This window comes from Paenibacillus sp. FSL R5-0341 (assembly GCF_037975235.1).
GTDB classification, from domain to species: domain Bacteria; phylum Bacillota; class Bacilli; order Paenibacillales; family Paenibacillaceae; genus Paenibacillus; species Paenibacillus amylolyticus_A.
On the sequence record NZ_CP150241.1, the window covers coordinates 978,767 to 993,918 of the forward strand.

Annotated in this window: 8 protein-coding genes; 5 read left to right on the forward strand and 3 right to left on the reverse strand. The window is 48.8% G+C overall.

All coding sequences use genetic code 11. The annotated features are described in order from the left end of the window. Positions 1-12: 12 nt before the first annotated feature. Together MKX75_RS04410 and MKX75_RS04415 are read right to left on the reverse strand one after the other, a co-directional pair. A complete protein-coding gene (locus MKX75_RS04410; protein WP_062837527.1) occupies positions 13-687 on the reverse strand; it encodes a response regulator transcription factor in 675 nt (224 codons plus the stop codon). 169 nt (positions 688-856) lie between these two features. Then, positions 857-1,702 carry a helix-turn-helix transcriptional regulator gene (locus MKX75_RS04415; protein WP_076333070.1) on the reverse strand — a complete coding sequence of 282 codons (846 nt, stop codon included), beginning with the start codon at positions 1,700-1,702 and terminating at the stop codon, positions 857-859. A 138-nt stretch (positions 1,703-1,840) separates the two neighbouring features. Between MKX75_RS04415 and fabF the strand changes: the two genes are divergently transcribed. After that, positions 1,841-3,079, forward strand: coding sequence for a beta-ketoacyl-ACP synthase II (gene fabF, locus MKX75_RS04420; RefSeq protein ID WP_339168555.1), 1,239 nt, complete (start codon positions 1,841-1,843; stop codon positions 3,077-3,079). A gap of 141 nt (positions 3,080-3,220) precedes the next feature. Here fabF and MKX75_RS04425 read toward each other — a convergent pair whose 3' ends face one another. Further along, the gene (locus MKX75_RS04425) at positions 3,221-4,450 is read right to left on the reverse strand and encodes a nitrate/nitrite transporter (RefSeq protein WP_339170338.1); all 1,230 of its coding nucleotides are present in this window, start codon (positions 4,448-4,450) and stop codon (positions 3,221-3,223) included. 427 nt (positions 4,451-4,877) lie between these two features. Here MKX75_RS04425 and nirB point away from each other — a divergent pair, with 427 nt between their 5' ends. The 4 genes from nirB (at position 4,878) to MKX75_RS04445 (ending at position 14,885) form a co-directional block, all read left to right on the forward strand. Continuing rightward, positions 4,878-6,983, forward strand: coding sequence for a nitrite reductase large subunit NirB (gene nirB, locus MKX75_RS04430; RefSeq protein ID WP_339168557.1), 2,106 nt, complete (start codon positions 4,878-4,880; stop codon positions 6,981-6,983). 20 nt (positions 6,984-7,003) lie between these two features. Then, the gene (locus MKX75_RS04435; RefSeq protein WP_339168559.1) at positions 7,004-9,136 is read left to right on the forward strand and encodes a molybdopterin oxidoreductase family protein; all 2,133 of its coding nucleotides are present in this window, start codon (positions 7,004-7,006) and stop codon (positions 9,134-9,136) included. A gap of 334 nt (positions 9,137-9,470) precedes the next feature. After that, positions 9,471-9,890, forward strand: a complete 420-nt coding sequence (locus MKX75_RS04440; protein ID WP_339168562.1) for a hypothetical protein — start codon at positions 9,471-9,473, stop codon at positions 9,888-9,890. A 24-nt stretch (positions 9,891-9,914) separates the two neighbouring features. Further along, complete coding sequence (locus tag MKX75_RS04445; protein WP_339168564.1) at positions 9,915-14,885, forward strand: DUF4132 domain-containing protein; 4,971 nt, start codon at positions 9,915-9,917, stop codon at positions 14,883-14,885. Positions 14,886-15,152 lie beyond the last annotated feature (267 nt).

Below are 15,152 nucleotides of genomic sequence, written 5' to 3' on the forward strand. Positions count from 1 at the left end.
GCTGTGTTGTTTCTAAGGTGTGAACTTATATCCGACCCCCCAGATGGTTTGAATATATTGGGGGTTTTTCGGGTTGTCCTCAATTTTTTTGCGAAGCTTGGTAATGTGCACATCTATGGTGCGGTCATTAATATAGGCATCAATACCACGAATGGCTTCAATCAGGGCATAACGACTGTAGACCTTGCCCGGATTGAGGACAAATAGCTTCATGATTTCAAATTCGGAAAACGTCATTTCCACTCGCTGGTTATTCAACAGTACGGTTCTGCGGGCCAGGTCGAGAGATATTCCGCTTTCCTGTTCAGTGACAACAGAGTTGTTCAATATGGAGTAGCGACGTAATACAGCCTCAATACGAGCCTTCAGTTCCTGCATGCTGAAAGGTTTGCATACATAGTCATCAGCCCCGTCTGTTAATGATCGAATCCGCTCCGCAACCTCGGTTAACGAAGAGATGACGATGATGGGGATTGCCGTATGTTGGCGCATAAGAGAGCAAGGATTTTTATCTCCCGAATCAGGGAGCATCAAGTCAAGAAGCAGGATATCAGGCCGCGCTTGAAGCTGTAGAAGACCATCTCTTGCGTTATCGACACGGATAACATCATACCCTTCACCTTGCAAATACAGGGATAACGTATCACCTAACATGTTGTCGTCCTCTATGATAAGCACTTTGGTCATGATATTCCTTTCTGAATCCACTTCGTGTAGAAGAACTAAGATCCATGGGTTAGCTTAATATACCTGATAATGTATACCCTGATAATTAAATCACGCAACAGGGGGAGGTCAAGATTCCAACATGACTCGCCAAGAAGGGAGAGACTCCGATTCTATACTTGCCAAGATATCAGTTAGCTTCACGCTCAATCAGGCGCATCAGTTTGCGCTCGGTAGCGGTCTCTGGTGCCGGCGTGTATACACTGCATCGCAGATCGGAGCTGCCTTGAACCTGCAACGAGGTCAGATCAAACAACATTTTGCCTGCTTTGGCATGTCTGAACTCGATTAATACATCCGGGGCACTGCTGACACTGCTCTGTTTCCAGAGGGTATGAAAATCGGGATGTCTGTTCATCATGTCATCCAGAAATAAATTATACCATTCATCATCGACATACTGACCATAATAAGCACGAAAAATCGCCAGAAATCCGCTAACAAAATCCTCCCAGTTCACCGCGAGCCTGCGAAACTCCTTTCGATCAAATAACAGACTGATCATATTCCGCTGTTCGAGGGGAATCTGTTCAAAATCCATAAAAACATGCCGGGCTGCATCATTCCAGCCGACAATGTAACAGCGTCGATCCGAGATCACGGTAGGGCAGTGGTGAAGTTCTTGCAAGATTTTCTGCAGGGAAGGGTGCAGTTGAACAGGTTCTTCTTCCAGCGTGGGTAGCTCCGAGTGATGTTCCATCGCGAGCGAAAACAGATATTTTCGTTCATCTGCAGTAAGCTTTAGTGCTGAAGCAATGTTATCCAACACGGAATGGGATACCTGAATATCCCGACCTTGCTCCAGCCAGGTATACCACGTTGTACTTACTCCTGCCAGTTGGGAGACTTCTTCTCTCCTCAGCCCAGGCGTTCTGCGCCGACTTCCAGTAGGTAAACCAACCGATTCGGGTGAAATTTTGGAACGCTGTGTTTTCAGAAAAGTAGATAGGGCCTGTAGCCTGACATCGTAGTTCAATCCATCACCTTCGATCCTCATTATCATGGTAGTCATTATACTATTATAATTGACAACTTGTAATAGGATATTCAAAAGTGCACTATTAGTGGCAGAGCATAAGAATAAGGTATATAACAGCGCTGAAGGAGGATGGATATGGAACGAGTCGTGATTACAGGAATGGGAGTCATCTCTCCTTTGGGAAATGATGTAGATACATTCTGGAATGGATTAATAGAGGGCAGATCAGGGATATCGCCCATAGAGCATTTTGATACAGCTTCGTATAAAACCAGAATCGCTGGAGTGGTCCGTGATTTTGATGGTGAAGAGCGATTTGGACGCAAGGAAGCAAGGCGCATGGACCGATTCGTTCAATTCGCTGTTGCTGCTGCGGATCAGGCTGTATCGCAATCCGGTCTCGTGATGGATGAACTGGACCGTGAACGGGTAGGTGTATATATTGGTTCAGGCATAGGTGGCATCCAGACATTAATGGAACAAGGCAAGGTTCTGTCAGATCGGGGACCTGCGCGGGTTAGCCCAACACTGGTACCTATGATGATATCCAATATGGCTGCGGCTATGGTCAGTATGAGGTTTGGTTGCTGGGGGCCGACATTGTCGCCAGTAACGGCTTGTTCCATTGGCAATACAGCCATTGGAGAGGCTTTCCGGTTAATTCGTCATGGCGGAGCCGATGTTATTATTGCTGGTGGAACAGAAGCGGCTGTAACCGAAGTGTCCCTGGCAAGCTTCGGTAATGCGACAGCGTTGTCTACACGAAATGAAACGTTCCAAGCAGCCAGCCGTCCATTTGATGCGGGGAGAGACGGTTTTGTCATGGCGGAGGGCGCTGGAATTCTGGTTGTTGAGTCACTATCTCATGCACTGGGAAGAGGGGCGAATATTCTTGCCGAAGTGATTGGATATGGTGCCAGTTCAGATGCGTATCATATGGTAGCTACCCATCCGGAAGGGCGGGGTGCATATCTTGCAATGAAAGCATCGCTGAAAGAGGCTCAGATTGGACCGGAAGACATTGATGTGATTAACGCTCATGCTACCAGTACGGAGGCGGGTGATCTGTCCGAGACGAGAGCCATTAAACAGCTTTTCGGAGCAGCCGCCTATGACATTCCGGTTACGGCGAATAAATCGATGACGGGACATATGCTTGGTGCAGCAGGTGGTGCAGAGGCGATCTCACTTATTCAAAGTTTGCGGCATGGCATCATTCCTCCAACTATCAATCAAGAGCAGAGAGATCCCGAATGTGATCTGGATTATGTACCGAACGAGGCAAGAAGAGCAGATTTGCGGATTGGGATGTCTAATTCCTTTGGTTTTGGTGGTCATAATGCCGTTATTGTTCTTCAAAAATATTCATCTTAAGCAAAAAAAGCAGTCTTAAGCAAAAAAGCAACCTTAAACAGAAAGAACAGCGTAGCCCCATCGGGCTGCGCTGTTCTTGGGTTAATCCAGGATCATCCACATACACCGTACCATTGGTTAACGGCCGAGTGGTTGTACGCCTCAGGACGAGAGGGATGTCGATTCAGTCATGCCTTTGTTGCTTCGGCTCAGCCAGCTTACACGCCAGCGGGATTGCATGAAGAGAACAAGGATTAGGGAAGCTGCTGCAATCAGGCTAAGAATGACAAAGCCTGGTGTATAGGATTGATAGCTGCTATACAGTTGACCGAGAATCAGCGGCAATGCATATCCGCCCAATCCGCCAGCGGCACCTACAATGCCTGTCATTAGACCAATCTCGTTACCGAAGCGTTGGGGAACCAGTTGGAACACGGAGCCATTTCCTGCTCCCAGACACATCATGCCGAGGAACAACATGACTACGACAACAGGAAGTGGTGGCATGAAGGATACACCGATCAACATGATACAAGCTCCTGTGTACAGGAAAGTTAGCATGCGGGTTCCGCCAATTTTGTCCGCCAAGTACCCTCCAACAGGCCGGAAGAAACTGCCTGCGATCACACAGAAGGTGGTAATGTCTGCGGCACGAACAGGAGAGAGTCCGTATTGGGTGTTGAAGAAGATGGTGAGATAGTTACATAATCCAACGAAACCGCCAAAGGTTACACAATAGAAGGCACAGAATACCCAGGCATCTTTTTGTTTAAGCAGACTTCCGTATTGAGACAATTTCTTGGGTTCAGGCCGGTTAGGGCTATTTTTGGCAAAGATAGAAAAGAGAATAAATACGATAGCGATCGGTATAATAGCAAGTCCGAACACAACTTCCCAGCTGCCAAAATGCGTAGCCAAGCGATTGGCAAACAACGTCGCAAGTACGGTTCCGCTGTTACCCGCCCCGGCAATACCCATGGCCAGACCCTGATGCTCTTTGCCATACCATTGGCCTGCTAGAGGTAGCGCAGCAGCAAAGGAGGCGCCTGCGACACCGAGCAAGAGTGCCACCACGTACAGTTGGCTTAAAGAGTCGACCCATAGCCAGCCGAGTAACAAAGGAACTAAGGTAACGAGCATCCCGATCTGTGCGGTCAGTTTCGGACCAATATAATCAGACATGAAGCCAAGCACAAGGCGCAGGATGGAGCCGCCGAGAATAGGCAATGCGACCAGATTGGCCTTTTCCAGCGGAGTCATCGGATAATCCAATGCAATAACAACTGCGAGTGGACCAAGCATCCCCCATATCATAAAACTGATGTCAAAATACATAAACGCCCCGAAGAGGGTGGGCTTATGCCCGCTTTTCCAAAAACTTTTGCTCTCCATCATCCAACATCGCTCCTCATCCAATTGAGATCTTCGTGATTTGTCTATGTGCTTGTTGAGGCAGAAAAAGGCCGCAATTCGTCCAGATAAGAACGATTTGCGGCCCCGTTGCCGACAGGCGGTACACGTCATTGTGTTCCCGCATCTGAGTTGATCACAGCACTGTGATTTTGATTCAAATTATAATCAAGAGAAAATAGAGATGTCAACAAAAATTACACGTAATTTTAAATATTTCATTTTTAAATCGTATTTCACATTTATGATGTTAATTTAGTTGACATATGATTGAGATTCCCTTAATCTGAATCTAATATGAATCCACACAATGGCGTGTGGATTCCGGAGGCAACGGTGCCCTTTTCCGAATTATGGAGAAGGGATTTTTCTGTTTATTTTCAGGTGAGAGAGAGATAGGGGGCAGCCCATGAGCAGAAGCAAACTGGTGATTATCGGGAATGGCATGGCTGGAGTGAAGTGTGTTGAAGAGATTATCGCACTGGCGCCTGATACGTATGAGATTGTAATTTACGGCAATGAACCCCGTCCCAACTACAATAGGATCATGTTATCGAAAGTATTGCAGGGGGAGCATTCGTTACAGGATATCATTATCAATGATTGGACCTGGTATGCCGAGCATCATATTCGGTTATGCACAGGTGAAACAGTACACCGAATTGATACCCGCGGAAAATATATAGAGACTGCATCCGGCATAAAGGAAACGTATGATGTCCTGATTCTGGCAACAGGGTCTTCACCGTTTATCCCACCTATTCCTGGAATGGATAAAGAGCGGGTCATGTCCTTCCGGACCATTGATGATTGTACGCGTATGTCTGACTATTCCAAAGTATATCGAAAGGCTGCAGTCATTGGTGGTGGATTGCTTGGACTGGAGGCTGCACGCGGGTTGCTGCATCTGGGGATGGAAGCCGTGGTGGTCCATAACGCACCTTACATTATGAATCGACAGCTCGATCAGAAGGCCGCCGTGATGCTCCAGCAGGAGCTTGAAGACCAGGGTATGTCCTTTCTTTTGGCCAAAAATACGCAGAAAATTACCGGACGATCGCAGGCCCAGGGGCTGCTGTTCACAGATGGTTCCAAGCTTGAAGCTCAGGTTGTCATTGTCGCGGTAGGGATTCGGCCAAATGTGGATCTGGCCAGACGAAGCGGAATCGCTACCAATCGGGCAATCATGGTAGATGACTATATGCGCACCAGTGTACCGGATATATACGCAGTTGGGGAATGTGCCGAACATCGGGGAATCAGTTATGGTCTGGTGGCTCCCTTGTATGAGCAGGGGAAAGTACTCGCACGTACGCTCTGTGGACAGGAAACGTCTGAATACAAAGGGTCTATTCCTTACTCACAGCTGAAGGTATCAGGGGTTGATGTTTTCTCGGCGGGCGATATCAGTGGGGAGGGCATGCAGACCGCAATTCAACATCTGGATGGTATTCGAGGCACATACAAAAAAGTGCTGATGCAGGCTGGCAAAGTGCGTGGAGCCATTTTATTTGGAGATACAGCCGAAGGGACGGCATTGCTTGGACTGGTGCAACGAGGTGCGGATGTGGCGGAATTGGCTCCGCGTGAAGGGGCCCCGGATCCGGCTGAGATGGCTGCTGCGGCATTACCGGCTCAGGAGACCGTATGTGCCTGCAACAATGTGACCAAGGCTGCGATAATGAAGGCCATTCAGGAACAGGGCCTGGAAACGGCAGATCAGGTGAAGGAGCAGACCAAGGCGTCAGGTTCATGCGGTGGCTGTCGCCCGATGGTGGCTGCTCTGTTGAAACATACGCATAACCTGAAAAATAACGGGGGTACTGGAGTAGTAGCCACATTGGATAAACCTGCTCCAATGCCTGTATGCAGTTGTACTGCGCTTGGGCATGCAGAACTGAAGGAAATGCTGGCTGACATCATTGTTCCAGAGACAGACCTACCTTTGATCTTGCAGAAACTGGGATGGGGTTCGGAGCTTGGCTGCGCGGTATGTCGTCCAGTGATCCACTATTATTTACAAGTGTCTGCTCGAACGATACATGATCAAGGAATCGAGAGTATCCAAGAGATTCAGGTGCGCTGGGATGATCAGATCCCGTTGTCTTCCTATGCGAGGGATGCGGGTGGCTTGGCAGCACAGCTTCGTACGAGTTGGATTGGTGCAGCGATGCCGTCGCCCGTGAATATAGGCGTCGCACCAGGGCCGGGATCATTGGTGAGCGCACTTGTGCAAGATATTGGCTTGCTGGCATCACCAGCTGGATGGGAGATCTACGCAGGCGGTCATGCAGAGCATCCGGTCAAGCAAGGTGGCTTGCTCGGGGTGGCTGAAACAGAGGTGCAAGCGGCCGAACTCGCATCAGCCTGCCTTCAATGGTATCGCCAAACCGCCTGGTATGATGAGCCACTATGGGCGTGGACGGAGCGATTGGGATTCATGTCGATTCGGGAAACATTGCTGGATGACCAGTTGCAGAAGGAACTTGCAGCTACACTTCATGCTGATATATAGATGAAAGGCGGGGATGGAAGATGGGATTATCCGTAAGTTCAGAACCAACAGCCTCCAGGCTCTATGTAAAGGAAACTCAGTGTCCGTATTGCAGTGTGCAATGCAAGATGACTGTTGAAGAACTGGCTGCACCTGTCGCAGGCCAGCGTCGTGGTGAGTATACCGTTCAGGGCGTTCCGAATGAAGCCTCTCAGGGCAGGCTGTGTGTGAAGGGCATGAATGCTCATCAGCATGCACTCAGTGGGCAACGATTAATGCATCCGTTAATTCGTCGCAATGGCGAGCTTGAACCCTGTTCCTGGGACGAAGCCATTCAGACCATTGCAGAGCGGTTTCGGCAATTGAAAGACTCATACGGAGCAGATACAGTCGGAGTATACGGAGGCGGATCTTTGACCAATGAGACAGCCTACCTGCTTGGCAAATTTGCCAGGGTTGCATTGGGTACGAAGTATATCGACTATAATGGACGGTTTTGCATGTCAGCTGCAGCTTCAGCTGGCAGTAAAGTGTTCGGGATGGACCGTGGCTTGACGTTCCGTCTGTCCGATATTCCCAAGGCGGGCTGCATTGTACTCGCAGGAACCAATATTGCGGAATGCCAACCTACCCTGTTGCCCTACTTCAATCAGGCCAAGGAGAACGGGACATTCATTATCGTTATTGATCCCCGCAAGACGGCAACTGTAGCCATTGCCGATCTCCACTTGCAGGTCAAGCCCGGCATGGACGCATTGCTAGCGGATACCCTGTTGAAGGTGATTATGGATGCCGGATTGGCAGACCCTCATTTTATAGGCGAACGAACGCATGGATACGAACAATTAATGCAAGGGTTGGCTGATCTGCAGCTTGAACAGGCGGCACAAGCATGTGGGGTGGATCTGGCCCTGATTCGTCAGGCGGCGATGACTTATGGTGAGGCAAAGACCGGTATGATCATGACAGCGCGTGGTGTGGAGCAGCAGACAGATGGGCATATGGCTGTCAGACACTTTCTGAACCTCGTGCTGGCGACTGGCAAAATTGGCAGAGAAGGCTGCGGATATGGTGCCATCACAGGTCAAGGTAATGGGCAAGGCGGACGGGAGCATGGGCAAAAGGCTGACCAGCTGCCGGGCTATCGCTCCATTGAAAATGAAGCTGATCGTGCCTATGTGGCATCCGTCTGGGGCGTGGACCCTGCAAGTTTACCGGGTAAAGGGGTTTCGGCCTATGAGATGATGGAGAAGATTCATGATCAGGAGATTCGGGGATTGCTTGTGATGGGCTCCAACCCGGTTGTATCCAATCCCAATGTGCGTTTGGTGGAAGAAGGTCTGCGCAAGCTGGACTTTCTGATCGTGGCAGACATGTTTCTATCCGAGACAGCGCGAATGGCTGATCTGGTTCTCCCGGTTACGTCTTATATGGAGAATGAAGGTACACTGACCAATCTGGAGGGGCGTGTTCTGCTGCGTGAACAGGGGCGACCTGCACCAGGAGAAACGCTTGATGATTGGGATATATTATGCCGGATTGCTGCGCAACTGGGCAAAGATTCTTATTTTGAATATGACAGTGCTGAGGATATCTTTAATGAGCTTCGGGTGGCGAGTCGTGGTGGAGTCGCTGATTACTATGGCATTACCTACGAGCGTTTGCGTAACGAGAAAGGGATATATTGGCCGTGTTCTGCCCTCGAGGATCAGGGAGAAGGACTACTGTTCGGTGAACGATTCGCTCACCCGGACGGCAAAGCCGCATTCACATCCGAATCAAGTCCAGGCTGGAACGATATATCACCGGAATTCCCCTTAATTCTCACCAATGGGCGTGTGCTCCCTCATTATCTGACAGGGGTGCAGACACATCGTAGTCCGGCGCTGGCAGCCCGTGAATTGGAGAACTTCGTTGAACTTCATCCGGCTACCGCTGCTCGTCATCGTATTCACGATGGAGAGTGGGTCGAGATTCAATCGGTGTACGGGAGCTTCACGGTTCGTTCGCGAATCAAGGATTCCATTCGGGAGGATACCTTGTTCGTACCGATGCATTGGGGTGGCGTTCAGAATGTGAATCGGGCAACCCGACCGGAGCTGGACCCGTTCTGCCGAATGCCTGGGTTCAAGACAGCAGCCGTAACCATTCGACCGTTGCGATTGGCGAGATGATTCTTACAGATTACAGGTAACAGGTGTCATAATCTGCTCTAAGCGTAGCTTAGCGGCTGCGCAGTCCCATATTTATATGAGACTGTGCAGCTTTTTTTGCGTATATGTACGCAAGTAGGCCATAGTTCCGTGGTTCCACGTAAACATGAGGATTGGCTCATGAATATGGATTGAATTTTAGTTATGATGTTTATTAGGGGTACATATGTACGTATTTTTGATTATATTTTGAGGCCGATAACAGTTTCGAGTTTAGGTTATTACGCATCGTGGTATAGATATCGGGGCTTATGGAAGCTTCTTCAAATAGGGCAGGACATAGGGAGGGAACACGGTGAACATATGGATAACGGTAAAAAGTCTAGGTAAGCGCAAGCCGGCACTTGCCAAACAAGCTGCCGAACTTCCGGAAACAACCCATACGCTGAGGCAGCTCATTGAGAATATGGTGGCTCTGCAAGTGAAAGCTCTTCAGGACAAGAAGCAACAGGCAGAATTACTCGCCTACCTCATGCCGGATGAGATTGAGACGCAGGGAGCGACGGGGAAAGTTGGGTTTGGCGCAGTATACAATGAGGGCATCCCTGATCTGAATGGTGCGATGGAGACAGCTATAACCGCCTATGAGGATGGGTTGTACAAAGTGTTTCTCAACGATGAAGAATTGCAGGAACTGGACAAGTCCATGGTTATACAGGACGGCGACAACGTGGTGTTTGTTCGTTTTACAATGCTTGCCGGACGTCTGTGGTAGAGAACGATGAAGGAGGAGAACAGGATGAATCAGGAAGATCAAGTACAGGTGTATATGGATGAATTGCAGGATAGAGCCAAGTCGTTAACAGGGGTACAGCTTGAGCTGGCAAACTATGTTGTGGAGATCGCCGGGTCTACGTATTTGCGTGGAGACGAAAAGATGTTTTTGAATACAGAAAAGTTGCTTGAAAGGCTGGCTGCAGAAACGCAGCAACCATTATTCCAGCCACTATTGGATGTGCTCCGGCATCTGGCGAGCGAGTCATTGGTTGCACGATTCGGTTATATCGCTGAGCGTGCGACTCGTTTTCCATATAGTAACCACTATGAACGTCGGCCTTTCCGCACATCCGATCCGGAGCAACATGTAGAACAGGTCATCCGCAAACTGATGGGATTGTTCCGAATGGAAATGAAGAATTTCTCCCTGAGTGAATATGTGTCACTGCGTGAGTACAAGCTGGATTATCTGCACGAGATCCGTTGGGTTCTGGCGGATTGTATCGCATATGAACTGGATCATGAGGGCGGAGATATGAAGCAGGCATTGCACGATATTATCTATGGTGACAATCAGACGGCGCTGTTAACCCATGAAATGATCAAAGGCATATTCATGAGCGATCAGGTGGATGCCTATCAGATGGTGGGTGAGCTGCTCGTTGCAGCAAGGTTGCAGGAAGGGCTGCGCCAAAGCATCGTGGAGCGGATGGATGAAGGAACACTGGAAGCCTATATTTACATATTAAAAATCATCATCGACAACAACCTGATCCGTTTCAGTTCGGTGGTAAGAGCACTCGCCGTATGGACGGGAATTGGCATAGAAGCAGCCAATCAGCGTGTTGCTGCACAGCTCATTGAACAGGCGTATGAGGCGCTTGTGCAACCAGAAGTGCGCGAATCCTGGCAGCAGGAAGCGAACGCCAACAAGCTCTTTATCAGCTTGTGGGCGACAGCGGTCATTGAAGAGAATGAACTGACGAGCAAGATCATCGAGATTATGAATCAAGGCCAATTATATCAAAAGATTGTTGCCCAATACGTACTGGCTAACAGCCAGAACAGAGAGCTTCGTTTGCACATTGCACGTCGTTATCTGGAGGCGCAAGATGCTGAGTTGATGCACTGGATTGTGACCAATTATGATGCGATGTATATGTACAACTGGAGTTTCGAGAATGGAGAGAATCAGCGTAGTGTCTACGTGTGGCCATTGCCTGCGCTTGAAGATAAGGCATTGAGACGTCAGGACTTTGATCAATTCAAACAGATGCTGGCTGTCATTCCAAAAGGCGGATCAGGTGGACCATCGGGTGTACTTGAGTATGTTCACTACCGGATTGATACGGATGATGTAGTGAAGAAATTATTATATCTGGCCGCTTATGATATGGACCCGGAATGGATCGGCGAAGTCATCGCAATCAAGGACCGTTTGAGCCCAGAACTGCGCGGGGAACTGTTGTCCCAGTTTGTTCAGCATCCCGATAATGAGGTGCAAAGACAGTTTGTGTTTGAGAGTTTGTCTGATAAAAGCATCAGTAATCGGGAAAGTGCGCTCTCCAAGGCGAAGCAGCTCACGTTGACGGTTGAAGAGATGAAACAGATGGAGGCGCTGATGAAGCTCAAGACAGGCTCACTTCGTCAGAAGGTCATCCATGTATTGTTACTACAACCCGTGGACCAATTGACGGTTTCACTGAAGCGACTTTTGCAGGCCAAGAGTGAGTTGCAGCGTCTAGGCGCGCTCGAATTGTTGACGGAGATTGCGGCAGATCCGGATCGGGCAGATCAGCAGGAGCAATTGCAGCCATTGGCACAGCTGATTGAGACGCCAACCGCGAAGGAACAGAAGTTGCTCGACAAGCTGACGGATCAGGGGAGTCGCTATACGGCCGCTAATGGGTTTAATTTATTCGATCCGAAGCGACGTGAGCCATTGCTGGATGAGAAGCGTGACCTTAAAGGCCACAGTCCGAAGGATATCTTTACACTTTCTCTGGATAAGACCAGACCATTCCTGCAGGGGCTCGATGAATTAGTGCATGAACACAGGGATCATGAGTATGAAGTGGAGTACTATGCTGGCTACAAAGACACGTTGTTAGTCGGAGCGAGTCTTCGCTCCAAGGTTCCGTATGGAGAGCGGAATGAAATGAAGCAGATGGAACAGTTCCCGCTACATGACATATGGGAAAACTTTATTCAACATGCTGGGTTTAGCAGTGTGGAACTGATGCAGCTATACATGGTTATACAGCTCCGGGATTTCAATGGCAAATTGAGTGACCATTACAGTTACTTCCATGATCAGTATGGCTATGAAGAACTGCAAAAGATTCCGTTATTGGAAGGCTGGCGCAAGACGTTTGCTGAACAGACCTATCCTCTGGATGACATCGAAAAGCTGCAGCAGATGCTGGATTCGTTAACATATAAGGATCAGGTAGTGGCACTGATATCGGCGGCATTTCTGGATAGCGATCCGATCGACGCGTTTGAAATAGCTGAGAAAACCTGGGCCTCCATCATCGCGAGTATGCCTGCTGATCGACTCGAGAAAGAGTCAGGCATGCTTCATATTCTGACTGGGCCTTGGAATTATGTGGTTCGTGGCAAAATCCATGACGATAACAGCTTCAAACGTTTCTTCCAGACAGCCTACCAGTTCGCCAGTCTTGTAGAAAATAGTCAACCGTTGTCCTTGCTGTCACTTGAAGATTTCCTGCGCGCGTACCAGCTGAACCTGATTGATGAACAGGAGATATATCGACAGGTTCTGGTCGGTGGGAATCGTCTGATGTTTATTCGGGACTTAACATCCACTCGTACAGAAGTGATCGCAAGTGATCCCAAGCTGATTCATTTACGGGATACGGTCGTTAATCGGATTTTGGAGATCGAGCTGACCCGGGGAGAACTCTCTACAGAAGTAAGTACACTTGCCATGAAACTGGAACGAATTGAAGGCATGGAACACTGGGTACATCTGGTCTCGGCGATGGATCAGGATACATTTGTCCGTGGATATATCTACAGTTATGGGGACAACACAACACGTAAAGAGACGTTTAGCTATCTAATTCAGAATTGTCATCCACGGGATGGAGAAGATGAGAAGCGTCTTGGAGAATTACTCCAGAAGTATCCGGTGAATGAGAAAAAATTGCTGGAAGCGGCTATGTACGCCCCGCAGTGGATGGAGATTGTTGCAAAACATCTGGGATGGGAAGGTCTCCGCAGTGCGGCATGGTACTTCCATGCCCATATCAATGAACGCTTTACTGCGGAGAAAGAAACCATCGTGGCCCACTATTCTCCAATCTCACCACAGGACTTTAATGAAGGTGCGTTTGATATCGCTTGGTTTGAAGAAGCCTATGCTGCTGTCGGGGAGGAACGGTTCAATCTTTTATACGATTGCGCCAAGTACATTTCCGGGGGAGCTAACCACCGCAGATCCCAATTGTTCGCAGATGCTGCACTGGGCAAGCTTCGATTGGACGATATGCGTGATTCCGTGTCAGACAAGCGAAACAAGGATCATTTGTTAACCTACAGTTTGATCCCATTCGCCGTAAATCGGGAACAGGATCTGCGTGAGCGATACGACTTCATTCAGAAGTTTCTGTTGCAGAGCAAGCAATTCGGTGCACAACGCCGTGCCAGTGAAGGTGTAGCATCACAGATTGCACTGGGCAATCTCGCTCGTAATGCAGGTTATGCTGATGTTACGCGGCTGATGTGGGACATGGAAGCACGTAAGTTGGATGAGATGAAATCCTTCTTTGAACCTCATGCATTGGATGCTGACACGACAGCACAATTGGTCATTGATGAGGAAGGCCAACCCGAAATGGTTATCGTTAGCAAAGGCAAGACACTCAAATCTGTACCTGCCCGGTTCAAAAAAGATGGATATATCGCTGAACTGAAAGAGCTCAAATCGGATCTGGTGGATCAGTATCGCCGGGCACGGCAGGAGCTGGAACGTTCGATGACTGCTGGAACATCCTTTACACGTGAGGAAATTGCCAGTCTGATGCAAAATCCGGTTATACATCCGCTGGTAAGAACGCTTATATTTCAGTCAGGTGACAAGACGGGACGATTCGATGTATCATCCAATGGTTTGGTTGCTCCTGGGCCGGAGGGTACGAACCATGCACTATCGGAACAGGATCAACTGTTGATTGCTCATCCGCTTCATCTGTATCAGAGCGGAAGCTGGAGTGAATTCCAGCGGGATCTGTTCACCCGTCAGGAGCGTCAGCCGTTCAAGCAGGTATTCCGTGAGCTGTATCTTCCTAACGAGGACGAATTGGCTAATGGTACGGTATCTCGTCGATACGCCGGGTATCAGATTCAACCGAAAAAAGCAGTAGCTCTGCTTAAAGGACGCCAATGGACTGTCAGTTATGAGGAAGGTCTGCAGAAGGTAAGTTACGAGCACAATCTGATCGCGAATCTCTATGCCATGGCAGATTGGTTCTCACCAGCAGATACCGAGGCACCTACCTTGGAGACGGTGCAGTTCTACGATCGTAAGAGCTACAAATCTGTAGCGCTGCAAGATGTGCCGCTGACGTTCTTCTCGGAAGTTATGCGTGATATCGATCTGGTGGTCAGCGTTGCACATGTGGGAGGCGTAGATCCGGAAGCCAGCCTGACAACAATCGAGATGCGTCACGTCATTGTGAACGAGTCGTTGCGTCTGCTGAAGATCGACAATGTACGTTTGGACGGGAATTACGCACGAATTGATGGTGAATTGGGTGAGTATGCTGTTCATCTGGGGAGTGGTAATGTGTTCAAACAAGCTACAGGTGCACTTCATATTGTTCCGGTGCACAGTCAGCATCGGGGGCGAATCTTCCTGCCATTCCTGGATGAAGATCCGAGAACAGCTGAGATTTTGTCCAAGGTGATGTTGCTCGCCGAAGATAAAAAGATCAAGGACCCGCAGATTCTTGCACAATTACAGAACTAGAAGTGATTGAACAGAAGTGAGCCGCCCCTCTTGGGGCGGTTTTTTATTTGCTACTCCGATTTTAATGTAACTTCGAATCTCAATATAACGAGTGTAGAACAAGAATCATGGACGGAAAGTGGACAATATGGAGCAATTCCAACATAAAGGCAGCTGAAGAACCTGTTAAAAGGGACCTCAGTTGCTTTTATATTTTCGGATATTTCAATCGGACGGATTGGTTCCGGTTTCAAATAGACTTAGGACCCAGAACGCGTCGGCATATTC